Annotated in this window: 18 protein-coding genes and 1 pseudogene; all 19 read right to left on the bottom strand. The window is 39.0% G+C overall.

The features are described from left to right. Nucleotides 1–497 precede the first annotated feature (497 nt). The 19 genes and pseudogenes from HXT37_RS02640 to HXT37_RS02550 all read right to left on the bottom strand — a co-directional run bounded on the left by HXT37_RS02640 (nt 498) and on the right by HXT37_RS02550 (nt 25,953). On the bottom strand, nt 498–2,453 hold the full coding sequence (locus HXT37_RS02640) for a hypothetical protein (RefSeq protein ID WP_102703427.1): 1,956 nt from the start codon (nt 2,451–2,453) through the stop codon (nt 498–500). Next, on the bottom strand, nt 2,450–3,103 hold the full coding sequence (locus tag HXT37_RS02635; RefSeq protein ID WP_233186358.1) for a recombinase family protein: 654 nt from the start codon (nt 3,101–3,103) through the stop codon (nt 2,450–2,452). The genes HXT37_RS02640 and HXT37_RS02635 overlap by 4 nt, the downstream gene beginning before the upstream one ends. Before the next feature lie 175 nt (nt 3,104–3,278). Continuing rightward, a complete protein-coding gene (gene abc-f / locus HXT37_RS02630) occupies nt 3,279–4,721 on the bottom strand; it encodes a ribosomal protection-like ABC-F family protein (RefSeq protein WP_102703426.1) in 1,443 nt (480 codons plus the stop codon). 828 nt (nt 4,722–5,549) lie between these two features. Continuing rightward, complete coding sequence (locus tag HXT37_RS02625; RefSeq protein WP_102703425.1) at nt 5,550–8,126, bottom strand: AAA family ATPase; 2,577 nt, start codon at nt 8,124–8,126, stop codon at nt 5,550–5,552. A 95-nt stretch (nt 8,127–8,221) separates the two neighbouring features. Then, nucleotides 8,222–8,857 carry a hypothetical protein gene (locus HXT37_RS02620; RefSeq protein ID WP_199172881.1) on the bottom strand — a complete coding sequence of 212 codons (636 nt, stop codon included), beginning with the start codon at nt 8,855–8,857 and terminating at the stop codon, nt 8,222–8,224. Nucleotides 8,858–9,454: 597 nt separating this feature from the next. Continuing rightward, nucleotides 9,455–9,667, bottom strand: coding sequence for a hypothetical protein (locus tag HXT37_RS02615; RefSeq protein WP_101896516.1), 213 nt, complete (start codon nt 9,665–9,667; stop codon nt 9,455–9,457). Then, the gene (locus HXT37_RS02610) at nt 9,657–10,790 is read right to left on the bottom strand and encodes a zinc ribbon domain-containing protein (RefSeq protein ID WP_102703424.1); all 1,134 of its coding nucleotides are present in this window, start codon (nt 10,788–10,790) and stop codon (nt 9,657–9,659) included. The genes HXT37_RS02615 and HXT37_RS02610 overlap by 11 nt, the downstream gene beginning before the upstream one ends. Nucleotides 10,791–11,070: 280 nt before the next feature. Further along, nucleotides 11,071–11,298, bottom strand: coding sequence for a winged helix-turn-helix domain-containing protein (locus HXT37_RS02605; RefSeq protein ID WP_158245254.1), 228 nt, complete (start codon nt 11,296–11,298; stop codon nt 11,071–11,073). Between the two features lie 61 nt (nt 11,299–11,359). Next, nucleotides 11,360–12,826, bottom strand: a complete 1,467-nt coding sequence (locus HXT37_RS02600) for an RNA-binding domain-containing protein (protein ID WP_421779705.1) — start codon at nt 12,824–12,826, stop codon at nt 11,360–11,362. Between the two features lie 254 nt (nt 12,827–13,080). Next, nucleotides 13,081–13,986, bottom strand: coding sequence for a 3'-5' exonuclease (locus tag HXT37_RS02595; RefSeq protein ID WP_102703422.1), 906 nt, complete (start codon nt 13,984–13,986; stop codon nt 13,081–13,083). Between the two features lie 403 nt (nt 13,987–14,389). After that, entirely contained in the window at nt 14,390–15,808 is a 1,419-nt protein-coding gene (locus HXT37_RS02590) for a class I SAM-dependent RNA methyltransferase (protein WP_421779703.1), read from the bottom strand. A gap of 115 nt (nt 15,809–15,923) precedes the next feature. Next, nucleotides 15,924–16,773, bottom strand: a pseudogene (locus tag HXT37_RS02585) (DUF3159 domain-containing protein). A gap of 24 nt (nt 16,774–16,797) precedes the next feature. Continuing rightward, nucleotides 16,798–17,562 carry a DUF3710 domain-containing protein gene (locus HXT37_RS02580; protein ID WP_004105066.1) on the bottom strand — a complete coding sequence of 255 codons (765 nt, stop codon included), beginning with the start codon at nt 17,560–17,562 and terminating at the stop codon, nt 16,798–16,800. A 179-nt stretch (nt 17,563–17,741) separates the two neighbouring features. Further along, nucleotides 17,742–18,608 (bottom strand): exodeoxyribonuclease III, encoded by an 867-nt coding sequence (locus HXT37_RS02575; RefSeq protein WP_004110377.1) that lies wholly within the window; start codon nt 18,606–18,608, stop codon nt 17,742–17,744. A 179-nt stretch (nt 18,609–18,787) separates the two neighbouring features. Continuing rightward, nucleotides 18,788–20,812: a dipeptide ABC transporter ATP-binding protein gene (locus HXT37_RS02570; protein ID WP_421779700.1), complete on the bottom strand. Its 2,025-nt coding sequence runs from the start codon at nt 20,810–20,812 to the stop codon at nt 18,788–18,790. Between the two features lie 24 nt (nt 20,813–20,836). Then, nucleotides 20,837–21,829, bottom strand: a complete 993-nt coding sequence (locus HXT37_RS02565; protein WP_064621766.1) for an ABC transporter permease — start codon at nt 21,827–21,829, stop codon at nt 20,837–20,839. A 12-nt stretch (nt 21,830–21,841) separates the two neighbouring features. Then, nucleotides 21,842–22,768 carry an ABC transporter permease gene (locus HXT37_RS02560; protein WP_004105077.1) on the bottom strand — a complete coding sequence of 309 codons (927 nt, stop codon included), beginning with the start codon at nt 22,766–22,768 and terminating at the stop codon, nt 21,842–21,844. 201 nt (nt 22,769–22,969) lie between these two features. Then, on the bottom strand, nt 22,970–24,598 hold the full coding sequence (locus HXT37_RS02555; RefSeq protein ID WP_004110383.1) for a peptide ABC transporter substrate-binding protein: 1,629 nt from the start codon (nt 24,596–24,598) through the stop codon (nt 22,970–22,972). A gap of 386 nt (nt 24,599–24,984) precedes the next feature. Then, nucleotides 24,985–25,953, bottom strand: a complete 969-nt coding sequence (locus HXT37_RS02550) for a tyrosine recombinase XerC (protein WP_116440549.1) — start codon at nt 25,951–25,953, stop codon at nt 24,985–24,987. Nucleotides 25,954–25,975: the final 22 nt, after the last annotated feature.

Genomic DNA, 25,975 nt, shown 5'->3' with positions numbered 1-25,975 from the left:
AAAATATTAAAGTTGTTGTATGGGTTTGTCAAGAATGAGCATGAGAGATATGACGTAAAGGGGGCTTAGGACAATTTTAACCTATAACTCCAATCCTTATTTTTGTTTTACGCCTTCGATTCGCTGAGCTTGCTCAAAGTTGAAAGCACAGTGTGCTTTCAACGCGAGCGAAGTACGTTAACATCCTGTGCACTCAACCCTAGAGCGTCGACATCTTCCCTCATACAGCAAAATCGCACTCAAAAACCGCGAGAACCCAGCTTGAAGCCGCTTCGCATTAAACCTTTTAACGATAGCCCTCGCTAAGCCCTGCTACACAAGGGCAAACTTGCACCCACCTAATCAGCCTTTGACATCAATACAACACTCTCGACGTGAGATTGTTAGGCTATTTTTGAAATCATTTCTTAATTTCATGCTTTTCGCCTATTTATAGGCACAATCATCGGTTGGCTTACACCTGTTATTTCCTATCTCGATTAGGCAATTTGAAGACACTAAATATATACGCATTCTTTATTTAATATATCTTTAATACTATTTACTTCAATTTTTATTTGCTTTTTATTTTCCTCTTTAAACTCATAAACACTTAACGACCTATAGTAGTACTTACATAATAGCAATCTCACAATAATATAACTATCTAGACTAAAATTTCTTCTAATTCCTTCTTTACCAAGCCTTATGAATTCCTCATATTTCTTTTCATCAAATTTTTCAAATAATGAAGACCACATCCATTTAATAAATTGACAAAATATAAAATGAGAAACATCTGACTTTGAAATTTCGCTACATATTTCATCTATAAATTTTGATTCTTTTAACTCATCAATATCTTTTATTACTGTAAGTTTATTGAATGCCCTTTTCCAAACTTCAAATTCATCAACTGTCATTATTTCTCTACCAGAACGTTCTGAATAAGCAAGTCTAAAAATCAATACCACGATAGCATCTTCTAATTGAATAAAGCCTAGAAGATACTCGAGAATATCATTTGATATCAAGTCCCCACTCAATAATATATTCTTAGTAACCTCATTTCTTTTGCTAATAATATATTCTGGTAAATCCTGTTTTTTCATCTCATCATAAAATAATTGAACAAATTCATTGTCTTCATTTTTATTATCAATAGTATGTTTAAATATGGTACTAAATATTGGCGAAAAATATCTATCCTCTTTAATTTGACTATCTATCTTATTTAAGACATCAAACAAATTCATCATTGTATCCATATTATTAATACAATCTAGGAATTTAATATCTCTAAACTTTTTTTCTAAAATTTCACATATTTTTGAAATGCATAAATTACTATTTGTCTTATCTTTTCTAAAACAACACTTATTACTTATGTAAATTCCACAAAATATATTTTCATATTCTTTATTTCCATGCAACTTTTTCTCTATTTCCAACAATATCTTTAAATCTTGAATTGCAATATTTATAATCCCTGACGGTAACACATGTAATTCAGTTATTGTATTCCATTTTGTGTAATAGTACAATTTAATTAATTTCAAAATTTTGTTAAGCATATACGGATAAATAAAAAATTTTATTTTTTTATCTTCTTTACATTTTGCGTATTTATACACTTTACTTAGTACATCGTCTATCTTATTTCCTTCACATTCAAATGCAATGTTATAAAATTCTATAATTTCAGAATCACTTGCACTAACTGCATCCCCACTATTAACAATGTAATTAATGACGCTTTCAACATTGCTACAAAAATTATTTTCTAATCCTAATCTACTTTTAATATTGAAAATATTATTAAATATTTCTTTAAAATCCCGCTCTATCTCAATTTTAATTATGTGCCTTTCAAAGTTATTAGTTATTTTATATAAATAACTTTGAGAGAAATTTTTTCTTGATAAATTCACTGACTCTATCAAAATTGCGGTGCAATAAAATGAGCTAACTATGAATGTAGCAAGCCATATTGAATCTATATATTTAATACGTGCCACTATTATTTCAACCATCTCATTTAATACTTTAGATTTGTATTTTAACTCAACAAAAATTGTGATAATTGGAATAAGAGCAATTACCCAAAACAGTAGTTTAACTGGAAGTTCATTAAATCTTTTAAGCCAAAAATTTCTATGAAATTTCAATTTTTTTATATTATAACCTAAATAGAAATTATCTTTATTATCAATATCTATCGTCTGCTTCTCTAAAAAGTTCGATATGAATGTAATTATTGACACCAATCCAGCAGACATAAAAAACATATCTTTCCCTTTTATTCCTATAGATAGATTTCCATAAATCAGTAGCGCCAACAATCCTACTAACCATATTGAAATGTTTTTTATCGGATGCCTTATGATGTCATAAGCAAAAAATAAAACTTCCATAAATTTTCTTAAACATACAATAAATGAATACCGTAATTTGTATTTTAAGTTTTCCGTCATAATTTAGTACCTCTCTTCGAGCTATATTTTTTCTTCTTTCTTATAATAGTTCCGTCCTCTCCAACTTCCACATTACTCCGATCCGCCATCTCAAGCTCAACGACTTCAAACTTCTCTTTAGAAATAATTCCGGAATGATGATCCGAATACAAATATTGCCTGTCAGAACCACCTGAATCTGCTATAGCCACATCGCCTGTATATTTACGCCTAGTCAAAGTGCTATCAACAGCCCGTTTACTCCAAATGTCTTTTCCCTTGGGAGACTTAACACCTCTACTTTTTAGCCTTTTAATAATACCGTCGATACTTAATCCTTTTAAATACCAGTCAAAAATATCTCTTACCACTTGTGCTTGGTCTTCGTCAATAATAAGCATTCCATGCTTATCTTTCTTATAACCATAACAAACTCTGCTATAAAGACCTGATGTGCCATCTTCTGCTCTATGCCTTAATCCCCAAACAATATTCTCGCTACGCCAATCATTCTCTGCTTGACTACAAACCTGAACCACACTAAGTAAAAGCTCATCATCAACCGTTTCTGTATCAATCTTATCAGCCTCAAAAATAATCCTTGTACCACAAGATCGAATCTTTCTAATAGCCTCTAATCCTTCTTTCGTATCACGACCAAAACGGCTCACACTTTTAGTAAGAATAATATCAAGATTACCTTTCTCGCATTCTTCAATGCGTTCTATTGCACCATCCTAATCACCAGGATAATTGCAATTGACATCTATGTATTCCTGGGCACTAAACTTCTCATTTGTGCAATGCCAGCGAATAACAGCAAATATTCTCATTATGATAATTAGTCTAAACCTCATTTCCCTCATTATATTGCTGCAAATTACCTTCAAAACCAGTAATCTTTTCATTCTCGATAAGTAACAAAGAATCCGCTACATTATTGATAAAGGACACATCATGCGTCACGAAAAGCAAGGGTCTGTCGTAGCCTTGAAGCAGCTCTTCTAAAGCTTCTATGGCACGAATATCTAAAAAGTTAGTTGGCTCATCCATCAGCAAATAATTAAAGTTACCTGTTAGAAGCTTCGCCAATTTCACCTTGGCTTTTTCACCATCACTAAGCACATTCACTTGCTTGAACACATCATTTGTTTTGAAACCTAGACGAGCCAAGATGATTCTAGTCATTGACTGGTCATAGATTGAATAAGGTAATATATTGTCTAGAATCGTTTTTGTATAGTCGAGTGTTTCTCCTAGCTGACTATAGTAACCAATTCGTAAATTCGGATGTGTCCACGTTTCACCGTTAAGAATCATGTTGAGCAAAGTGGTTTTCCCTGAACCGTTATCACCTAATAAGGCAACTTTATTTGTATTGTCTATCGCAAAATTGACATTCTTAAAAATCACCTTGCCATCAAAGCTCTTATTGAGATTTTCTGCCCTGATGAGTACCTTGGAATGAATTTTTTCTCGCTCATCCATATTGAGCTTGATGGCTGCATTTTGATATGGCTTACTCTTCACCTCTAGTTGATTTACTCTTTCTAAAGTGGCTTTTACCTGTTTGTCGAGCTTCTTCTTATTTTGTTGCCCACCCATTTTATGCAGCCTAGCTTCTGAGTTACCCATCCTTTTGGGTGTGGTTTTTACTTTTGCTGACTGCTGTTTTATTGCATTTGCAACCTGTAAAAGACGCTTCTTTTCTTTTACATAACTCTCATATTCCCTCTCAGCACACTTATACCTCTTTTCTCTTTCGCATAGGTAAAACGAATAATCACCGCTATAAACCTCAATTTTCCCATTGACCAATTCGAAAATTTTCGTACAGGTTTGATTAATAAAATCTCGATCATGAGAGACAAGAATAAAACCCTTATTGCGAGAATAGAGCCGTTTAGCTAATAGCTTTCTTTGCTTAATGTCTAAATGTGATGTAGGCTCGTCAATAAGCAAAAATGCTTTATTATCAACTAAAAGGTGCTCCAGTTTCAATCTTTGCTGCTCGCCTGGACTACTACTACAATTCTGCTGAAAACGACGCTGAGATATAAAACCGAGTTCATCTTCTAAATTGTTGAACAAATAACTAATCTCGTCGTTCATTTGAACTCGGCCCGCATAGTCCGTATCAAGACTTGAAAGTATGCGTAAAAAGGTGGTTTTGCCTGTGCCATTATCACCAATTAAACCAACCTTGTCACAAGCACCAATAGATAGATGATCAATCGTAAATAAAGTTCTTGCACCTACAACTTCTGTTAAATCATCAATACGTATCATAAATCCTCCTTGAAAATACCGAGAGGATTTAACCTCTCTACATTACTTAGAACAGGATTTATTAATTACCATCTTTTGATACCTCCGAAAATAATTGTCACTATTATACCATGTACTCATATATAACTTAGTACCTCAAGCAACTTAACTATCGTCTTACTTATTTCACAAAGCCGGGTGCAAAGTGGGTGCACCTTTTAACGTTAACATCCTGTGCACTCGACCCTAAAGCGTAGACATGTTCCCTCATACAGCCAAAACACGTTGAAAAACCGCGAGAACCCAGCCTAAAGCCGCTTCGCATTAAACCTTTTAACGATAGCCCTCGCAAACCCCTGCTATACAAGGGCAAAAATGCACCCACCCATTAAGTCATTGACATCAAAACAACACTCTCCACGTGATTAGCATCGGTGAAATCATCAATCCTATTTACGTAACTTTCTCTGGTACTCTCTGCCCATGATTTAAAATTTTGAGAATATTCTATCCATGATAGCATCCGCAATGCTAATCACCTCCCCTGTTTGGAACCTCTAATCTTTACTTCTCCACCCGAAAGAAATCCATGTACCTTGATTACAAGATATGGTTTCCCATCATCTCTTGGTCTTGGGGCAATATCTACCTTGTCATGCTTTCTTCGTATAAGCCTACAAACAGGAGCCATATCTGCAGGATCAGTATATGCTTTCTAAAACCACTCCTTACAAGGGAACGGTTTTATTTCTTTTTGAATCGATTGCAAATCAGCTTTGTTTTTCCCCATGAATTGCTCCCTCTGAATAAGTTATACGTTAGAAATCAGTCCGTTAACCTTCTAGATTTTCAGCCAACTCGCTTTGTGAATTCAACTACCCATGATATGAATGAATCTATATCCTTGTAAATTTCATCCAAATTGAGCTGAACAGGCATACTGTCCATTGGCTGAGAATGCTCTGTAAAAGAATATTTGGTCATCATATCATCTATCATCTGACAATCAGAATCTTTAATCTGTGATATCTTCATTACTTTATTGTTTGTCATGATTCTTCTATGGAATCTATGCACCATTCCCAATAAAAGTACATCTTCCACAGATCTTTCAACGTAAATTCTGAACTGTTGGCATATCCTACTTACAGCATCATCATATTCTGGCAAATCAGAATCGATATTTCTTGTTCTAACAACTTTTGCCTTTAATGCATTTAGCTGAGCTTTGATTTTCCCATGATAAACTTCTTCAGACTCCGGTATACCTTTTCCACGATTAGCACTTCGAATATGTGCCTCTTGCATTTGTACATTATTCGCTTTGCAGACCTCTCCTATACCGACAAGTAAAGAAATACGATGTGTAAAAACTATTACCTGTCGAGATGATGCCAATTCTACAATCCTTCTTGTTGCCGCTTCTTCATAATTCAAGTCAAGTGATGAAATAGGATCGTCAATAATAATAGGAATACTATCGACCCTACCTGTTGCATCTGCAAAGAAAGCCGCCAATGCAACAATCCTTTGTTCACCTTCACTAAGAATATCCTCTGGCTTACATTTTATCCCACTGTCAGAATCAATACTCACCTTATAAGGCGAATTCCCTTTCTGTGATGTTCCTTTGCTTAACTTGACTTTAACATGTGGGGCAAGAATATTTAATTCCTTAGTAAAACGATCGATGTAAGCTTGTGTTATCAATAAATCTGCCAACACATTTGATTGTTTCGTGATTTTGTTAGTGGTGGTAAACTGCTTTGAACACTGCAAATCATCAATTTTTTTCAGATTTGTAATAACTCGTTGTATCGTCGATAAGTTGTCTACACACCATTTTTTGCATTTTAACACCTGTAAACTATTTATTAACTCTTCTTTTCCTTCTATTTCGAGGGCGCTAACTAGCGGTTTCTTCCCTTCTTCTAGCGCTGAAAGAATGGATTTCAAACTTGTAATAGCTTTTTCCAAGCCTACTTCAGATAATTTCAATGATAACTCTGTCACATCAGACAATAGTTTTATTTCTTCAATTCGCTTATATGTATCAACTATACTTTGAAGATTTTTCTTGTCCATATCTTCTAATAATTGCTGAACTACATCGCTACTATATTGTCTTTTACAAATCGAATCTCTATAGCTTATTAGCTCTTTTTTCGTCTTTTCCAGATCACTCAAACAACTACCATTAATAAATTCATTAACACTACTTATTCGTTCCTGAGTTTTCCCATAAATCGACTGATGGCAAAGTGGACAAATTGATCCTTCCTCTCCAAAATGATTTTTGTTATCTTCGAAAATAAATGATTCATAGTAATCTTTTGCTGATTTCCAAAGGTCTTTCCATGCTTTTACATTTACGCTTACACTATCTTGAATATCTGCTTTTTCTGAAAACAGTTTTCGAGATAAATCGTATTTTTCTTTTGTTTCACTCCAGGCAGAAACCATTTCTCCCAAGGATGCAGCATCCTGTTTACGATTTGCCTCTTCTAAATCCCTAAGAACCTGAGTGATTAACTTTACCCTACTTTCAATAATTTCAACTTGCTGTTTAACCTTTTCCCTGTCTAAAAGTCTTGGTATCTCCTCAAGTTGCTTTTGATCGTCTTCAGTCCACTCAATGAAATCTTCCGGAACTTTAGAATCTTTATTTATTTCCTTTAACCACGACATGCATTTATGATTTTTTATATCATCTGGAATAGTAATTGTTCTATCAAGAACATGGCTTTCACGTTCATCAATCCTTTTAGATATTTTATCTGCTACAATAGCCAGTTTCGATAAAACTGTAAATATGAAAGGTTGATACGACACCTTATTAGATGAAGTAATATATGCATTCGAAATTCGTGTATCAAAAACATCGCATGCGGATAAAATAGAAGACTGAATTCCTCTTGATAAATCATATGCTTCTTCTATTTCTTTGCCTTCATTTTTTATTCTAACCTTGCAGGAAGGTGTACTACCTTTAGTTTTTTTATACACATTCGGCTGTATTGCTTCTTCATATGGAGATCCGCTTAATTCTTTGAAGATTCTCATATAGCCAGACTTCCCTGTACCATTCAATCCATATATTACAGTAACACCGCTCTCAGAAAACTCTAACGAGGTATCTTCTGCCAATGCATTAACACTCTTGATTTCTGATAAAGATAAAACTGATATATTTTTATTCTCTTTTTCTGCTCTTATTGTTTCTACAGAAAGATGCTCATATTGAAGATCTTGCTGCCTATGCTGATCAATACACATATCCGCATACCGATCTATTTGTTTTTCATCGATTGTTTTTCCTGTATAGATTCTATATGTAGCATCTTGAAGCCAAAAAGGTTGCTTGATAAGCCATTTTCCAAATTGTTCATATGCATCATTAGTATTATCTGATACTTTTTTAGTCATTAGCTCCACCGTCCTAACTCATTGTCTTCATCACATCTAGCAAGCTCTGGTATATATCAACGTCGTGATATCTGACATTACTTGCGGACATTTCGTTAAATCTTGACCTGCTCAATTGGACGCAGATTCAAGCTATCCATGGTTCCTTTGGTCTCTGCCACAGAGAAAATATGCTTTACCTTTCCTTCATAGAAAGCAATTTCCCAGTCTGGAGAATAGTTTCCTACCGGTGTAGGTATCTGGAATGTTCTTGGAAGCTTTGCATATACACATACCTCTTCTGCTGCATCCAAATCCTCTGTGAAACAACGCTCCATGCTCTTTTCTGCTGATCCATCCGTAAATACATAATCTTGGATGGACCTCTTCGCCAAGAATGCCTTATCGAAGCTCTGGGTATCTTTTTCTGCCGTAAAGATTGAGCTATCATATTTGCCCTCGATAGAATCATATGAAATATGCTCAACGATCATCGCTACTTTCTGTTCATTAATCAGTCGAACCACCTTAGTAATAAATTCTTCCAGATTATTCCTGAACATATAAAGCCTATCAATGCGAAGACCAGCAAGAATTGCCCCTACTGTCTTTCTTCTCAGGGTAGTGCCTTCTGCAACTTTTCCAACAAGATCGTATTTCACTTTACTTGTCTCAGCATGTTTCAAGTTATATGTACCGCTTGATTCTCTGACAAATGAAGCACCTCTTCCTTTTTCGTACTCTAGTTTCATTACGTGTTGGATACAATGAAGCTTTGCTTTTGAACTCTGAAACTATTGCTCTGTACTCTGAAACTTTGATTTAGAGCATCATATTATTTCTTACTATATTATGCTTGTAATACTGTATATCCCCACTTCACAGGGTGGGTGCAAAGTGGGTGCACTTTTTAACGTTATCCATCCTGTGCACTCGACCCTAAAGCGTAGACATGTTCCCTCATACAGCCAAAACACGTTGAAAAACCGCGAGAACCCGGCTTAAAGCCACTTCGCATTAAACCTTTTAACGATAGCCCTCGCTAAACCCTGCTACACAAGGGCAAAAATGCACCCACCTAATCAGCCTTTGACATCAATACGACAGTCTCGACGTGGCACGACTGCTTCATATTAATGTCGAGTGTGTAGCCAAATTCACGTTCGTTCGCGGGAATTGGTCAAAGCGAATTTTTTGAGGAAAACACACCGATTTTACCCTTGTCCGTTCTCGGAAACAGGTCAAAGACCATGTTCCTGCCCAATAATATGCAAACGCACAGATTTACCAACCGCCTCAAGACTTCGCTCTGAGGGAATATGTCTGAAATCCCATCGTCTCAACTCTGCTCAGGCTTTATTTCCTCCGCCACCACGCTTTCCCTTGGCAACAATAAATAGTGCGATACTGCCAACCATACCCACCGCACCTAATACGTCCTTTCTAAAATTTGCACTCCTTTCGCGTCTGCAATTATCACATAACTTGTACTTATTAGTGCTTACAAGTTCACATCCGCACTTCTTGCAATAACGAATTTCTGGACCTTTATTATTGCTCATCATAATCACCTTCGGTATGTTCTGTTTCTACTGTCAACAGATTATGTAATGAATACTCAATTTGTGCCTTCGGATCAAAGGCTGTAATCCTCGCTGCAATATCGGTAAACTGATCAACTACTTCGATCCGCTTCTGAGAAGAATTCTCATTGAGCAACAATAATGTATCTCGCTCATTAAGTTTATTTTCCACTATGAAGGATTTGAATTCCTCTAAGCATTCCTTGCACGGTTCGTATTCTCCCAACATTGCGTATCCTTCACACTCGGTCTGCACAGAGTTAGTAATGTAAACAATTGCCTGAAATGCGTCAATTGCCTTCCTGCTGACGTCTTTTTCTTCTTTGAATTTACGCATCATTTGAAAATCAGGCTTCTGGGAATGTTCGGTGATATAATACATATTCTGAGAAAAGTTCCGCATCAATACTCGCTTTGCATCTGTCGCACTATGTATAACATCCAGCATAGCCGCTTCTCTCAGCTTTGCATCCTGAATCAGCCTTGCCTGCATTAGTTTATCCCTTGCTCCTTCTGCCATAGCAAGACGATCATTCTGAAGCTCTACATGGATTTCTCTTATTGCATAACCGACATATTCTATTTCATCAAGAATCTGAGCCATTACCGCGTGCATCGATAAATTGTTTAAGGACTGTATGAGATTAGGTGTCAAGGCCATGTCCTCAAGTCTCACCTGTTTAACAAATCCATCTGCGTCACGAATTGTTGGTAGTATTTCTCCCTGTTTATCAATGGTGAATCGATAGATTCCCTTATCTATTAAATCCTTCACATAGGAATCCATCTTAGCAACCATGATGCGATTCTTGTTTGCCATAGCTCCTATTACTTCTGCAATTGCAGGAAGCTTCACCTTGATATTTTCCCACTTACCAAAATATTGAATAAGACTTCTATTATCTTCATATGAGATAATGCTTAGTTCTCCTCGATTCGGCTGCCACTCTTCAATATTATATTCGAAGATCGGAACCATCTCGTATTTGTCCTGCTCACTGATTGGCCTCTTTGAATCGGCACTTTGAAATCCACAATGCGGGCAATTCGTAGCTTTATCTGATATTTTTGTCCCGCATTCCGGGCATAGTATTCTGCTCATTTATTCACGACCTTTCCTTTTTATTTGATGTTTCATAAGAGGCCTTGTAATTTTTGCGAAAAGTTTCCTCTACCGGTCAGCCCCATAAATTCTTGCATTTCTTTCCGGCTGCGAGGAACATAGCAAAATTGAATTAAATCTTGTATCGTGGCTTGCTCCTTATCTTGTTCCCTTATCCCGCTTATCAGAATCGGACTTTTTATAAGGATCTTGATTCATCAAATATAATCTCGCCGTTATTTTCTGCCCATACATAAAGTCAATCCTTCACACATCTACATCACTCATTAATCTTCCAGTGACCATAACGCTTGCCACCAATGCGTTCTATGCTGCCAGAGTCTTTCATCTCATCCATTTTTCTTTGTAAAGAACGATATGGAATATTAAGTATCTTTACAAGTTCTACCTGCGTAATCTTAGGATCATTTTGAATGACTTCTATTATCTTATCCACCAAAACATCATTCAAAACGCCACTTAAAACGTCATCTTGGCGTTTTGGCACTTTGGCTTGATCTATAAGTGCGCTTTGGAGTGCCCTAAAATGCAGATGAATATATTATATCTCAATTCTTATAAATAACTTCCCAATAGCCGTTCTGACTTGTCCCATGGCGTAGAATTACGGAATTCTTCTTTAGCTTATTCATATAATATTTCACAGTATTAACATCCCAGTTTAATTCATTCGCAATCTTTGCTTGTGTATGGTCCGGATGCTTCAGTAAGAGATTAACTAACGTCTTATCTCTTTCGCTCAGTTCAGCTTGCATAGTACCTTGCACAGTACCTTGGGTAGTGCCTTGGGTAGTGCCTTGGGTAGTGCCTTGGGTAGTCGGCCCGACCTTGGCAGTTGCAGCCTCAGAAAGGGGAATCACTGTCGTAAAAACATCTGCCTCTGTAAAGACAGGCTCTCCACCAGAATACATCTTCGTGTATTTATAGCTGTTGCGCATACCGCTTCCCAGCTCATCAGCAAGACCGATCTCACGGAACACTTTTGCTATCGGCGGATTCTTTGCAAATGGCCTAAATGTTTCCAGATTCAAGTTTCCGTGCCCATGCGCAAGGTTCGCATTCTCTGTTGTAATCTTATCCCGTTCAATGACAAGCTTCGGTACATATCCACTGGAAAAATCACGGTGCATGAGCAGGTTGGAAATAATCTCACGCAGGATTTTATCTCTGGCGCTTATCCGCTGGACACCATCCAATGTAAAAACATCATTCAGATGCTTCTTTCCAAATTCCATCAGACGATCATAACTTTCAATCAAGTTTGTGATCACCACATCCCTGTCATCATAACGATCAACATTAAACACTCTGAAAATAGCGTCTGTCTTATGCTGAGGTAACACGGATATGATACGGTTATCCGTGCCAAAAAGCAAGACTGCCGCAAGTGTGATACCTTCTTTGTTCGTTTCCGGATCCTCAAGTATAAGCCCACAGCTTCTGAGCATCTCCTCATCCGTCATGTCAATCCACGGATGGTGCTCAGTATTCACTCTCGTCATTCTCCTTGCTCGATCCATAAGATCATGACGAAGGCTTGAAACCGGGATGGCAGGGTAGACCTTATTCACAAAATAGGTGCTTTGCTTACGGGCATAAAGGTTGAAAACCATGTCCGCATTATCTGTAATATCGATGTCCGACTCATTATTGCGATCAAATATTCTGCCCGCATTGCGGTAAACGGTTTTTCCAACAGGGACATAGACATAAAGAACAATACGCCCATCGATCTCATATTCCTCTGTAGTCAAATAGAGTGGCGGATACATTTTTCTCTCATTGTTGATCGTCGTAACAAAATTTTTCTTCATCTGCTCAACGCAGTCTTTATCAACACCGAGAATCGTCCCGTTATCCTTCACGCCAAAGAAAATATGACCGCCATCCCGATTAGAAAAAGAGCAAACAGTATCGTAGACATCCTTCGTAATATCTGTTGTTGATTTTTTGAATTCGACTGTCAGCCCCTCGCCCTGACGAATCAAGTTCATCAAATTTTCAGGGAGTATCATATAACTCACCCCTTTCATATCTTTGATGCGTATAACTTGTGCTGGCTACAGCATAAGCTCATAGGACTAATCCTCGTCCTTTGGTACTGGAATATAAACCATCCTCAGCGTGATCTTAGTTTCATTATGTGTTGGATACAATGAAACCTTGCCCTTGAACTCTGAAACTTTGACTTTCCATTCTGAGTTTTAACCTAACACTTTTAAATCTAATGCTTGGTATTCCTTTTACTATTTACGGCTTATATCTGAGACTATACTTCCAGCAAATCATAGAAAGTACGCTCATCAATAATTTCTATATCTTGCCCCTCAAGCTTGAGCTTTTCTGCTTTCTTATGCTTTGATGACTTCTCACCTTTAAGAATTGCATTATAATCATTATCCCCAAGTATTAGATAGTTAGTTTGCTTAGTCACACTATTATCTAAGACGCCGCCGAGATTCACTACAATCTGCATCGCATCCTTGCGAACCATTTTCTCAAGCTTACCAGTAAAAACCACGTGCCGATTATAGAAAAACCCATCTTTATCAACAACCACTTCATCAGGCTTAATGGCTTTGATATCTATCCCTTTACCACCGTGACTTCCGCTAACAGGCCATAAATCTTCAATGACTAGATTCTTCTCAGCCATGCGTGTTTTAACAGCATCATATAATTCTTTCGTCGCAATACAATCAGCTAAAGCACGGTGTTCATTATTATGCAAACCCAAATAATCAGTTAAATTGGAGAGTCTGTGATGCTTCAACTCAGGATACAGTTTACGAGCAAATTGCATCGTATCCATATACTGATTAGACAATTGAGTCTTAAAACCCTCATTCAAAAAACGCATATCAAAAGAAGTATTATGCCCAAGAATAATATCCTCACCAATAAATGAAAGCACAGCCGTTTTCACATCAGCGATAGACGGCATACTCGCCAACATTTCATTAGTTATTCCTGTTAATGCTGTAATAAAACCATCTACTCCGGTACTCGGCTTAACCAGCTGATCATAACGGTCTACTATCTCATTGTTCCTGACCCTTAAAATACCAATTTCAATAATTTCATCGTAATACGCAGATAAGCCGGTCGTTTCGGTATCTAGCACACAATAATCATCAATAATCTGCCTAGTATAATTAGTATTCCTACTATACATAAAATACCCCCAACCCCAAAAACCGATTATTATAATCCAATTATAAAGAAGAACTTTACGCTAGCAACTCATATCACAATTTTTCTTGAAACAATATTATCGATATTCCCAAATCACTTAAAACTACAATTTTTCAAAAAATATTCAACCCACCCTATACCAAAATCGCTAACATACTACAAGCAAACCGCACATAAACAGGTGGGTGCAGGGTGGGTGCAAAGTGGGTGCACCTTTTAACGTTAACATCCTGTGCACTCGACCCTAGAGCGTTGATATCTTCCCTCATACAGAAAAATCGCACTCAAAAACCGCAAGAACCCAGCTTAAAGCTGCTTCGCATTAAACCTTTTAACGATAGCCCTCGCGAACCCCTGCTACACAAGGGCAAATTTGCACCCACCTAATCAGCCTTTGACATCAATACAACACTCTCGACGTGATGAGTGTTGGGATATATGTCGAACGCGCGCAAAGACTGAACGCTGTAGCCAAGCTCCCTAAACGTGCCAACATCGCGAGCAAGACTAGTCGGATCGCAAGCAACATACACAACAGCTCTTGCTCCAGACTTCGCAATCTGCTTACAAACTTGAGCTTTAGCACCAGCGCGCGGAGGATCTAACACAACAACATCAGGATGCGCAAATCGGCGAACAATCTTAGACGACTTACTCGCCTTAAACACCTGCGATTCAAGCGTTTGCGCAACATCGCCTTCAAGCGCTTCAACAATATCTCTGCTAAGACCTGCGCGCCCAATGTTTCGCCTTGCATTCTTTACAGCAATCGGTGCACCCTCAATACTAAGCACGCGCGCAGGCTCTGCAGAACCAGAATCGCCAGCAAAACTAGATAAAGCTCCGCCAACATTAGCCAAAGTCGCAAGCGGAATCGTAAACAAACCAGATCCAGAATACAAATCCCACAAAACCGTATTCTTAGTGCGACCACCAAGCGCAGAACGGACTAATCCCAAAACGTAGCTCACCAAATGCTCTGGAGCTGCGCGATGAATCTGCCAAAAACCGCGCGCGTCAACATCGTAATCAAAAGTACGCGCACGCGATGAATCGCCAGCAGCCGCAACGCGCACGCGCTCGCGCAACAAAGCCGAACCCGCAACCAACTCATCATTTACTATAAGCGCATAATTTTCGCCAATCGCACTAAGAAGCGCAGCCTTATCGCCAGAAACACCAAAATCCAAACCATCAACCCTAGGCTCTGGAACAGCAAGACGAATTTGCGCATTTGGCTCAAATTCTCGATTCCACAAATCCAAAGAATCCGCAACAGCCAAAACCGCGCGCGACGCAAGTGGCATAGTATCAATCGCAATGCGATCATGCGACTCGCGCTTTCGCATAGACAATCGCCCTTCATCATCCGCAACCAACTCCATGCGCGTGCGCCAATTACATCCGTTAAGCTCCTCATCCCCCGGAATGCGCTCAACGCTAACATCGCTTTCCGAAACATCCATATGCGCTAAACGCTGGAATTGATTGGCAATCACGGCTGCCTTCCAACGAATCTGCCCAGGCAAAGAAACGTGAATTAAATCCGCTCCTCCAACTCCGCCGCCCTGAACCAAAGGACCCGCGAGCTTCCATTGCGGCTCCACACGATCCGCGTTAGGCTCTAAAACTTCCACAACTTCACCAGTGAAAAAGTGCGCTTTTGCACGCATCGGCTCATCCATGCGCACAACAACCAGCTCTCCAGGCAGCGCAAATCGCACGAACACAACGCGTCCGTCAAGATGACCTACGCATCTTCCTTGATCCGCATAACGCTCGATTCGCATCGTCACTTGCATAAACTACCCCTTAGTTTTGCGTTTTGTTAAGCTGATTTTCTAACGCTGATTTTTGTTAAGCTGATTTTTGTTAAGCTGATTTTTGTTAAGCTGATTTTTGTTAAGCTGATTTTTGTTAAGCTGATTTTACTTCACTTGAATTTACATCGTTTTGATCTTCATCACCCTGCTTTGCCTCTCGATTTTTATGATGAAGCCGCATAAACGGCGTTGCAATAATCAAGTAAGAAACCCAAATTGCGAGTGCCCAAAACGGCAATCCCATAATCAAGCGAACGGTACCAAGCCATACAACGTGATTCGTCAAATATAATGGCACTTGCAAAACGAGCCTCAGCACAAAAACAGCAATCCACAATCCTGTCACATACATATACGCTCGCTTAAGCGGCTTATAATCGAGCCATTCATGAAGCCACGCACCAAAGTTTTCTGTAGGCATTTTGCGAATTGACTCAATCACAAGCCCTAAAGCAGGCACGCGCACAATCAGCGAAATAGCAAGAAGCGTACCATAAACAGCGTTTGTAATAAAAACCCATCATGTAGTAGTCGCGCGCTTGATGACTCGTCCACACCCAAATAAGGCAAATTGCAATGGAAACAAGTCCACTAATTGCTCCCATAAGCGATTGTCTCTGAATAAGACGAACCACAACTTGCAAAACAGCAATCACAGCTGCCACAATAACCGTTGTTTGTACGTTACGCGTTACAACAAAGCAAATAACAAACAGCAAGCCTGGAAGCATGGATTCAATTACGCCTCGAATGCCACCCAATGAATCAATTACAGAAAATGTAGACCCTTCTGCTCCGATTGAAGCCAATGTCGCTAATCCTGAGCGTTTTTTAGTCTGCACAAAATTGTTGGTTTGCGCATAATCGTCGAGTTTTACTTCATTTGAAAACTCTTGCGAAGAAAACTCTTCTTCGACCTTCTGTAAAGATTCCTGTGAATCCATTCAATTAACTTTCTACTACTTGCATTATCTAATTTCAGCAAACATTGGACCGCGTGTAAGCGTAGTTTTTACTTCTACTTGTTGGTCGTAACCTAATGGTTTATCGTCTTTTTTTAGTGCATTATTAGCATCTTCATCAGACGTATTATTTTCCCCATCTTTACCGCTATTTTCTGCATTTAAAGCAGCTTCTTTTTCTTCTCTAGTTATTGGATCATGCATAGGAATAAAATCGCGAGGCGCAAGCGGCTCTTCACCACGATTTACAACAATCCCCTTAAACCATTCGTCTAATTGTTTTGTTTCGTTATTATTATCTGCAAGCTCTGTTGCTGCAGGTCCAGAGAATACTCCGCGAAGCATCCACCTAGGACCATCAACGCCAACAATACGCGTTGTAATGGTTTTTTCTCCAACTTTTACAGGCAACAGTAGCTCAGTACCGAATTCGCCTTGTACTGTACACGCTTGACTATTACCATCAAGCAAATCTTTGCATACTTCTAGCCAAATACCAGATGTTTTAGGCGCAGCAAAAGCTTCAACTTCTACGCTTGAAGAACCATAAGTTACTGTCATACCAAGAACTTGCGATGTTTCATGCTGCTTTTTTACTCGCAACTCAATGCCTTGAAAATATGGAATATAGATTGAACCAAAATCTAGATAATCGCTAAAATCAGGAGCATCTTCATCATTGAAATCCCATGGACCAGTTTTTACCTCTACGATTTTGTCTTCAACTTTTGAAGATTTTTCTTCTTCATGTCGGCCAAATAACCAACCCATTATTCCTCATTTCTTAAAACAACAAATCTACAAAAATATATTTATTACTTATTATTGTAAATTGCCTAACTTCACCAGAATAGCACAAGCAAAGCACTGAAAAATTTGCGTATATAGTACATTCATATACACGTGCGATTATTTAGTTATTTCACATTATGCAAATTAATACTTACGCATCACACGTCATACTTTATACTTAACGGCGCGTGATCAGACCATCGCGCATCATAACTTTCAGCACGATCGATCACAAATCCGCGAGCGCTTTCCGCAATTTCAGGAGTTGCGAACTGGTAGTCTAATCTCCAGCCAACGTTATTGTCGAAAGCTTTACCGCGCTGACTCCACCAAGTGTATGGTCCTTGAATATCTCCTGCAAGCATGCGCATAACGTCCACAAATTCATATTCGTTAATCCAGCGATCAATATAAGCGCGTTCCTCTGGCAAGAATCCTGCACTTTTTTCATTAGCCTTAGCGTTTTTAATATCAAGTGAAGTATGCGCAATATTAAAGTCACCGCACAAAATCGCTTGATTTCCGCCACTTGCTGCAATATTTCGAAGCTCCCCCAAGCGTATAAGCATTGTATCTAAAAAGCGGAATTTTTGTTGCATTTTTTGCGGATCGTCCACATTTCCAGCATGAACATACACAGAAGCAATAGTAATTTCATACCCTTCAGGGGTACGCACGTCAGTTTCAACCCATCGCCCAGAATCAACATCCTCACTTAAACCAGGCAAACCGTAGCGTTTTTCAACTACAGGAAGAGACGTAACTAGAGCTACTCCAGCTCGACCTTTTACACGGCAAACTTCATTTGTATAAGTAAAATTATCGTTTTTTATAGAATTTACGATATTTTCAGACGTACGATATCCCATTTCAATTTTTGTCATAATTGGGTCGATTGCATCCTGCGGAGCGCGCACTTCTTGCATACACCACACGTCTGGAGTATGCGCGTCAGACCAGTTAAGCATACCTTTGCGCTCAGCTGCACGAATACCGTTTAAATTCGAAGTCGTAATTGTAATCATGTAATCAACTCTAATATGTACACAACACAAACAGCTCCACCACTAAGCAACAGACATAAATCACGCAACCAACACAGATTACAAGTTATGGATTACTCAACCAATAAACACGGAATTAATAGAAAAATAAAAAGGTGCAGATTCTATAAAACCTGCACCTTTTTATCAGCTTGTACTATTTAGTCTAAACCAAGTTCCAAATTTCCTCCTGGAATTGCATCAAGCAAATCGCGAGTGTATTCCATCTGTGGATGATCGAATACCTCATCTGTAGTTGCATGCTCAACAAGCTTTCCATGCTGCATAACAACAACTTCGTCTGCAATCTGACGAACGACAGCCAAATCGTGTGTGATGAACAAATAGCTCAAACCACGCTCCGCCTGCAAATCGTTAAGCAAGTGCAAAACCTGATCTTGCACAAGCACATCCAAAGCAGATACAGCTTCATCGCAAACTATAACATCTGGGTCCAAAGCCATAGCACGAGCAATCGCAATTCGTTGACGCTGTCCTCCAGAAAGTTCGTTCGGGAATCGAGTCATAACTGAAGCAGGCATACGAACCATGTCTAGAAGCTCTACCACACGGTTTTTACGACTCTTTTTATCACCAATCTTATGAATACGCAAAGGTTCTTCAATTGAACGATAAATTGAGTACATAGGATCCAAAGAACCATACGGATTCTGGAAAACTGGCTGCACATGGCGACGGAAGTCAAGCAAATCCGAACCCTTTAAATCGGAAATATTCTTACCTTCGTAAGTAACAGTTCCACTTGTTGGCTTAAGAAGTCGCAAAACCATATTCGCAACAGTAGATTTACCTGAACCAGATTCACCAACGATAGCTAACGTCGTACCACGCTTAATAGAGAATGAAACGTCGTCAACAGCCTTAAAAAGCTCTTTCTTGCGAGGAAGCTTAAACTCACGAGTTAAGTGATCCACAGTAATAATATGCTCACTTTTTTCGAGAGTTTGCTCACCTACTACGTGATGCTCAAGCAAGTTATCAGCGTTACCACCGTGTTCTTTAACAGAAATAATGCGCTGAGAAGCTAAGCTTGGAGCGGCAGCAACAAGTCTCTTTGTATACGGATGCTGAGGATGCTGCAAAACTTCCAACGATGGGCCAGATTCAACAACACGACCCTTATACATAACAACAACATGCTGCGCGCGAGAGGCAGCCAAACCTAAATCGTGTGTAATGAAGAGAACAGAAGTTCCGAGCGAATCAGTTAGTGTATGCAAATGGTCAAGAATACGCTTTTGCACAGTAACATCCAAAGCGGAAGTTGGCTCATCTGCAATAAGCAAGTCCGGTCGGCAAGCCAAACCAATAGCAATCAAAGCGCGCTGACGCATACCACCGGAAAACTCATGTGGGAACTGACGTGCACGAGTTGCAGCATCTGGCAAACCAGCTTCATCGAGCAAACCAGCAATACGATCTTCAACGCTTGCACCTACAACATACTTTTTGGCAATTTCCCAAGCTTTGTCGTCATTTACACCATATTTGATTAAATCGTCTGCTACGCGCCAACGAGTTTCAGAGCCTGGAACCCACTCTTTCTTGTAGTAATCAATAGCTTCATTGAACTTTTCAGCATCGTTATGCTCATCAAGCCCAACTTCTTTCAAAGCTTTCTTAGCAACTTCAATCAATTCTGGCAATTCTTTAGAGCCAAGGAATGTTTCATCCTCATTGCTTTTGACTTGAACAGAATCGCCTGCAAGAGCCTCAGCTAATGAAGAACGCTTCTCGTGATCAACGTCAACACCATTTGCGATTAATGCTTCTTTAACTTGTTCGCCAATACGCCACACAGGGTTCAAGTTGCTCATAGGATCCTGCGGAACTAGACCCATTGCAGTACCACGCAAAGCAGCAATCTCTTTTGGCTTCAAACTGCTAATTTCTTTACCCTTGAGCTTAATAGATCCACCTGTAACATGACCAGTTCCAGGAAGAAGACCAAGAACAGCCATTGCAGAAGTGGACTTTCCTGAACCAGATTCACCTACAATTGCAACCCACTGACCAGGATAAACACAGAAGCTAGCATCTCTAACAGCATGAACAGCTTTTTTTGAGTCTGTTGTGAAATCAACCTGGAGATTTTTTACTTCCAACAATGGCCCTTGCTCTAGCTGCATGGCGCGAATGTCTATATCTTTACGTGTTGTATTCATAAGTTTTATTCCTCCACGCTAAATTCACGCCTTACGGCTCTTCGGATCTAATGCATCCTTTACAGCATCACCCATCATAATAAAGGCGAGCACAGTAATTGCGAGTGCAATAGACGGATAGAACAAGACTTCTGGGTTCGTAGTAAGAACATTTCTAGCGGTAGAAATATCTCCACCCCAGCTGACAGTAGTACTTGGTAAACCAATTCCAAGGAAGCTTAATGTTGCTTCCAACACAATATAAGTTCCAAGCGAAGTTGTTCCAACAACAATGATTGGAGCCAAAGAGTTCGGGATAATGTGTTTGAAAAGATTACGTATTGGAGTAGATCCTAAAGCAGTAGATGCGGTATTGAATTCAAGATTTTTTGATTCCATAACAGCGCTTCGTGCAATACGAGCAACGCTAACCCATCCAAAAAGCACCATAACAAGCACAATTTTCCAAATTGATTTAGATGTACGGAACATTTGTAAAACTACGATTGCACCAAGAAGCATTGGTAAAGCCAAGAAGATATCAGTTATTCGGCTGAGAATAGTATCAACCCAGCCTCCGAAGAATCCTGCTAACGCACCAATTAAAGAACCAACAAGTACAACCAAAATAGTTGCAAGCAAACCAACACTTAGCGATGTACGAGTACCATAAACAACTCGAGCATAAATATCGCAACCTTGCATATCAAAACCAAATGGATGCGCGGCTGAAGCTGGCTCAAGAGAGTGTTCCAAAACGCAATAATTAGGATTGTGCTTTGTAAGAATGCTTGGGAAGAACGCAACAAAAATAATTGCAATAATCAAAATTGCAGAAACAATAAACAATGGATTCCTGCGCAAAGTTCTCCAAGTATCTGCCCACATACTCGTTGCAGCAGCGGATTCGTCTACGGAATCCACTTCTTGAATAGGCGTATCGTCTAATGGTGCAACGTAGCGTTCTTGCCCCGGTAATATATCGCAATTTGAAGCATTATTTGCAATCAAATCATTTTTCATCAAATTATCTTCCATAGTGTACTCCCCTCACGCGTAACGAATGCGCGGATCAAGAGCCGCGTACAACATATCAACAAGAAAATTGCTAAATACAAATATCAATGTCAAAAGCGTGACAATGGAAACAACAAGGTTTCCTTCTCCTTTTAGAATCCCTTGATATGTGAGGAATCCAACGCCATGAATGTTGAAGATCGTTTCCGAAATCATTGCACCGCCCATAAGAGCACCCAAATCCTGACCTAAGAAGGTGACGACAGGTATAAGCGAGTTGCGCAAAACGTGACGAACAATAACAGAGCCTTCTTTTAAGCCCTTTGCACGAGCTGTACGCACATAATCGAGCGAAATATTTGAAGAAATTTCAGATCTTGTAAGTCGAATGATATACGCCATAGACACAGAACCAAGAACCATTGCAGGAAGAAGCAAATCGAAGAATCCAGGATCGTTACTAGCTGTAACTGGTAATATGCGCCATTTAACACCAAATAAGTATTGTCCTACGAAACCTGTCACAAATGTTGGAACAGAAATAAGAAGAAGAGATACAACCAGAATCACACTGTCATACCACTTGCCTTTCTTCAAACCTGAAATTATGCCAAATATGACACCAAATATTGCCTCGAAAGCGAATGCCATAATTGCTAGTTGAACAGTAACCGGGAATGCACGACCAATTTCATCGATAACTGGTTGACCTGCAAAAGTATGACCAAAATCGAGGGTAAGAGCATTCTTTAAGAAAAGTAAATATTGAATAATAAATGGTTTATCTAAGTTATACTCGGCTCGTATTTGTGCAGCCACTGCAGGATTAACAGGTTTTTCTCCAAACATTGCTTTTACTGGGTCTCCAGGCAAAGCAAATACTAAAGCATAAACTAATAATGTTGTGCCGAGAACAACAGGAATCATCTGCAAAATACGACGCAGAATGTACTTACCCATCGAATTCTCCTTGAATTGTTAAAACTTACTCAAAAAACAACAAAGTGCCGCTCCAGCTCAATAGTTTTATTTAACTAGTTTAGCTGGAGCAGCAATTTCGCAATAAGCGATATTAAATTATTAAGAGGAACCAACTAGTGTTACCTACTAACTTTCTAAAAAGTATGTAACACTATGCTGTTTTCTTAATTAGCTACCAGCTTATTTGTGAAGCTGATAGTACAGCGGCATATTCTGCCAATCCATTGTGAAGCCCTTCAAAGTTGGAACCATCACAGCCTTAGCGTTCGAGTAGAACAATGGGACAGATGGAAGATCCTCAAGAAGGATTTCGTTTGCTTGCTGATAGAGCTTAATAGCCTCTTCTGGCTTAGCAGATGCAGCTTTCTTAAGTAAATCGTCGAACTTTGGATTCTTATAATCACCTTCGTTGGAACCATTGCCATCAGCTGCAACGGAAGCAAATTCCTGAGTCAAGTAATTTTCTGCACTTGGATAATCTGGCATCCAACCTGCACGCCATGCACCCTTAATCTGACGCTTAGCGCAAGCATTACGGAATTCCTGGAATGTAGGAATTGGAGTGGTCTCAGCCTTGATTCCAAGATTATTCTTGAGGGAATTCACAACAGCATCAAACACAGACTTTGCATTTCCATCGGCATTGTAGGAGAAAGTAAGAGATCCATCATACTTAGAAATCTTATCTGCCTTAGCCCAAAGTTCCTTAGCTTTCTTTGCATTAAATTCTACGTTCTCATGACCCTTAAGATCAGCCTTATAGCCTGGAGTCAATGGAGAAGTAAATTCGTTCGCAGGAGAAGCAGTGCCATTGAGAATCTTGTTGATAATCACCTTACGGTCTATAGCCATAGAAATAGCTTGACGACGAAGCTTACCTTCTTCAGTCTTTACATCAAAGTGCGGGAGACTTGAAGGAATAGTGAACTGTTGGATTACAGAACCTGGACGGTTGTAAGCCTTAACAGTTGTATCTTTCTGGAAAGTCTTAGTTTGGGTATCTGGAATATTATCAGTCATATCGAGGTTTCCAGCCTGCACATCGCGGTATGCAGCGTTACCATCTGTATAAACCTTGAAAGTTACGCCATCATTCTGAGCCTTACGTGGACCATCGTAATCTGGGTTCTTCACAACTTCAATCTGCTTGTTGTGATCCCAAGACTTGAACAAGTATGGACCAGAAGAAACAGGCTTTTCGCCATAAGCCTTTGGATCCTTGTAGAAGGATTCCGGAAGTGGAGCAAATGCCAAGTAGCCAACCTTAATTGGGAATACAGAATCTGGCTGTTCCAAATCAACGGTAAAAGTATTTTCATCAACAACCTTCAAACCAGAAAGCTGTTCGTCACCCTTAGTACCATCCTTCTGCAAATCAGCATAACCCTTAATGGTTTGGAAGAAGGAAGCACACTTCTGAGCATTCTTAGCGTTAGCGACGAAGCTCCAAGCTTTCACAAAGCTTTCGGCTGTAATAGGAGTGCCATCGCTGAACTTCTTTCCTTTCTTAACCTTCACGGTGTACTGGGTAGCATCAGCATTTGGAGTGATGCTTTCAGCATCCTCATTCACAGGATTACCTTTTTCATCGAAAGTTACCAACGTGGAATTAACCAACATGGCAGGACGAGCGCCAGCATTTTCGTTAATATTTCCAGGGACTAATTCGTTTTGTGGCTCAGAGTTTGAAACGGTAATAATAACCTTGCCACCGTTTGTTTGTGCATTCTTAGCGGAAGAGCCACAGCCACCAAGTAACATTGCCAGCGAGCAGGCAGCAGCAGCGAAAGCCAAAGCCTTATTCTTCATATATTTTTCTCCTAACGTCTGGTAGGCAGGATTGTCATATCACAAAAAAGCCAAACATCAGCTAAAACATAAAAATCCATCCGGTTTTTATTGCCAGATGGATTCTCGCAAGCCAATGACGAGGCCTCTTCGTTGATTAAAATTCAATGATACGTATTTTTACAAACAATGCAATAGTAAAAGAAAATTGAAAAAAATATTGTATATTAGTAATAATTAATTATTTAAGTCTAGATTTAATTATAAATACCGAAAATTTTATTATTTATATAGTAAAATTTATTGTTTTTTACAGGTATATGTATATTACAAAAATGTAAATTAACATATTTATTATGTAAAAAACATGTTAAATATGAATAATTGAATACTTAAAACATTTACTATCATGCACGCGGAAAAGCTTGAGAATACTTACGTTTTAAAGATTCAATAGAAACATGAGTGTAACGCTGAGTAGTATTAAGCGATGAATGACCCAATAATTCCTGCACTTCGCGTAAATCTGCCCCTCCATTCAACATATGCGTAGCAGCACTATGCCGCAAAGCATGAGGAGAAATATCCGGAACATGCGCACTTTTAGCCTCGTCATGCACAATCTGCCTTACCAAACGCTGATCAATACGCTTTCCGCGAGTACCAAGAAATACTGCCTCTTCAACAGAATTTCGCAATAAAATTTCTCGTCCATCTTTAGAAATCCAAGCAGATAAAGCTTTATAAGCAGGAACCCCAAAAGGCACAACACGCTGCTTATTTCCCTTACCAGTAACTTTTATAGTGTGCGAGGAAAAATTAATATCCTGAATATTTAAACTAGTAAGCTCACCAACACGAATACCAGTCGCATATAAAAGCTCCAGAATTGCAGCATTGCGAAGTCCTATAGCTTTCTGATTTTTGGGACACGAAGTTGAAACATTAGCTTTAGAATCAACATTATTCATTAATGATTCTGCTTGATATTCATCCAAAACAGATGGCAGCATATTTTTAATTTTTGGCGTCATTAAAATTTCTGCAGGATTACCGCTTATGTATTCAACATGCTGACACCACGCAAAAAAACCACGCACCGCAACTACTTTGCGAGCCAAACTTGAACGCGCATGACTTCGCGACTCATCAGCCATCCACGAACGCAAATCATCCGTAGTAAGCTCCGAAATATTATTAAATCCGTGCCGATTACACCATGCTAAACATTGCAAAATATCACTGGCATAAGCTTTCTGCGTGCGTTCACCCAAGCCTTTATTAGCACGAACATAATCAATATAATCATCTATTAAACTCATATATTTAGAAGGTAAGCCTAAGAAATTTTCAGAAACAAATTTATTGTTGCTCATACTTAACTCACCCTTCCATAAA

It is taken from the genome of Gardnerella sp. DNF01151 (genome assembly GCF_049244235.1).
GTDB classification, from domain to species: domain Bacteria; phylum Actinomycetota; class Actinomycetes; order Actinomycetales; family Bifidobacteriaceae; genus Bifidobacterium; species Bifidobacterium swidsinskii.
The sequence above is the reverse complement of the archived record's forward strand: the minus strand, read 5'-3'. Positions and strand labels throughout refer to the sequence as shown.

Coding starts and splice junctions, on each gene's coding strand:
- HXT37_RS02610 (WP_102703424.1), bottom strand. CDS start 10,790: ATGAGCAGAATACTATGCCCGGAATGCGGGACAAAAATATCAGATAAA.
- HXT37_RS02565 (WP_064621766.1), bottom strand. CDS start 21,829: ATGGAAGATAATTTGATGAAAAATGATTTGATTGCAAATAATGCTTCA.
- HXT37_RS02600 (WP_421779705.1), bottom strand. CDS start 12,826: ATGATACTCCCTGAAAATTTGATGAACTTGATTCGTCAGGGCGAGGGG.
- HXT37_RS02560 (WP_004105077.1), bottom strand. CDS start 22,768: ATGGGTAAGTACATTCTGCGTCGTATTTTGCAGATGATTCCTGTTGTT.
- HXT37_RS02625 (WP_102703425.1), bottom strand. CDS start 8,126: ATGACTAAAAAAGTATCAGATAATACTAATGATGCATATGAACAATTT.
- HXT37_RS02595 (WP_102703422.1), bottom strand. CDS start 13,986: ATGTATAGTAGGAATACTAATTATACTAGGCAGATTATTGATGATTAT.
- HXT37_RS02570 (WP_421779700.1), bottom strand. CDS start 20,812: ATGAATACAACACGTAAAGATATAGACATTCGCGCCATGCAGCTAGAG.
- HXT37_RS02590 (WP_421779703.1), bottom strand. CDS start 15,808: ATGCAAGTGACGATGCGAATCGAGCGTTATGCGGATCAAGGAAGATGC.
- HXT37_RS02550 (WP_116440549.1), bottom strand. CDS start 25,953: ATGAGCAACAATAAATTTGTTTCTGAAAATTTCTTAGGCTTACCTTCT.
- HXT37_RS02555 (WP_004110383.1), bottom strand. CDS start 24,598: ATGAAGAATAAGGCTTTGGCTTTCGCTGCTGCTGCCTGCTCGCTGGCA.
- HXT37_RS02580 (WP_004105066.1), bottom strand. CDS start 17,562: ATGGGTTGGTTATTTGGCCGACATGAAGAAGAAAAATCTTCAAAAGTT.
- HXT37_RS02640 (WP_102703427.1), bottom strand. CDS start 2,453: ATGACGGAAAACTTAAAATACAAATTACGGTATTCATTTATTGTATGT.
- HXT37_RS02575 (WP_004110377.1), bottom strand. CDS start 18,608: ATGATTACAATTACGACTTCGAATTTAAACGGTATTCGTGCAGCTGAG.
- HXT37_RS02615 (WP_101896516.1), bottom strand. CDS start 9,667: ATGAGCAATAATAAAGGTCCAGAAATTCGTTATTGCAAGAAGTGCGGA.
- abc-f (WP_102703426.1), bottom strand. CDS start 4,721: ATGATACGTATTGATGATTTAACAGAAGTTGTAGGTGCAAGAACTTTA.
- HXT37_RS02620 (WP_199172881.1), bottom strand. CDS start 8,857: ATGAAACTAGAGTACGAAAAAGGAAGAGGTGCTTCATTTGTCAGAGAA.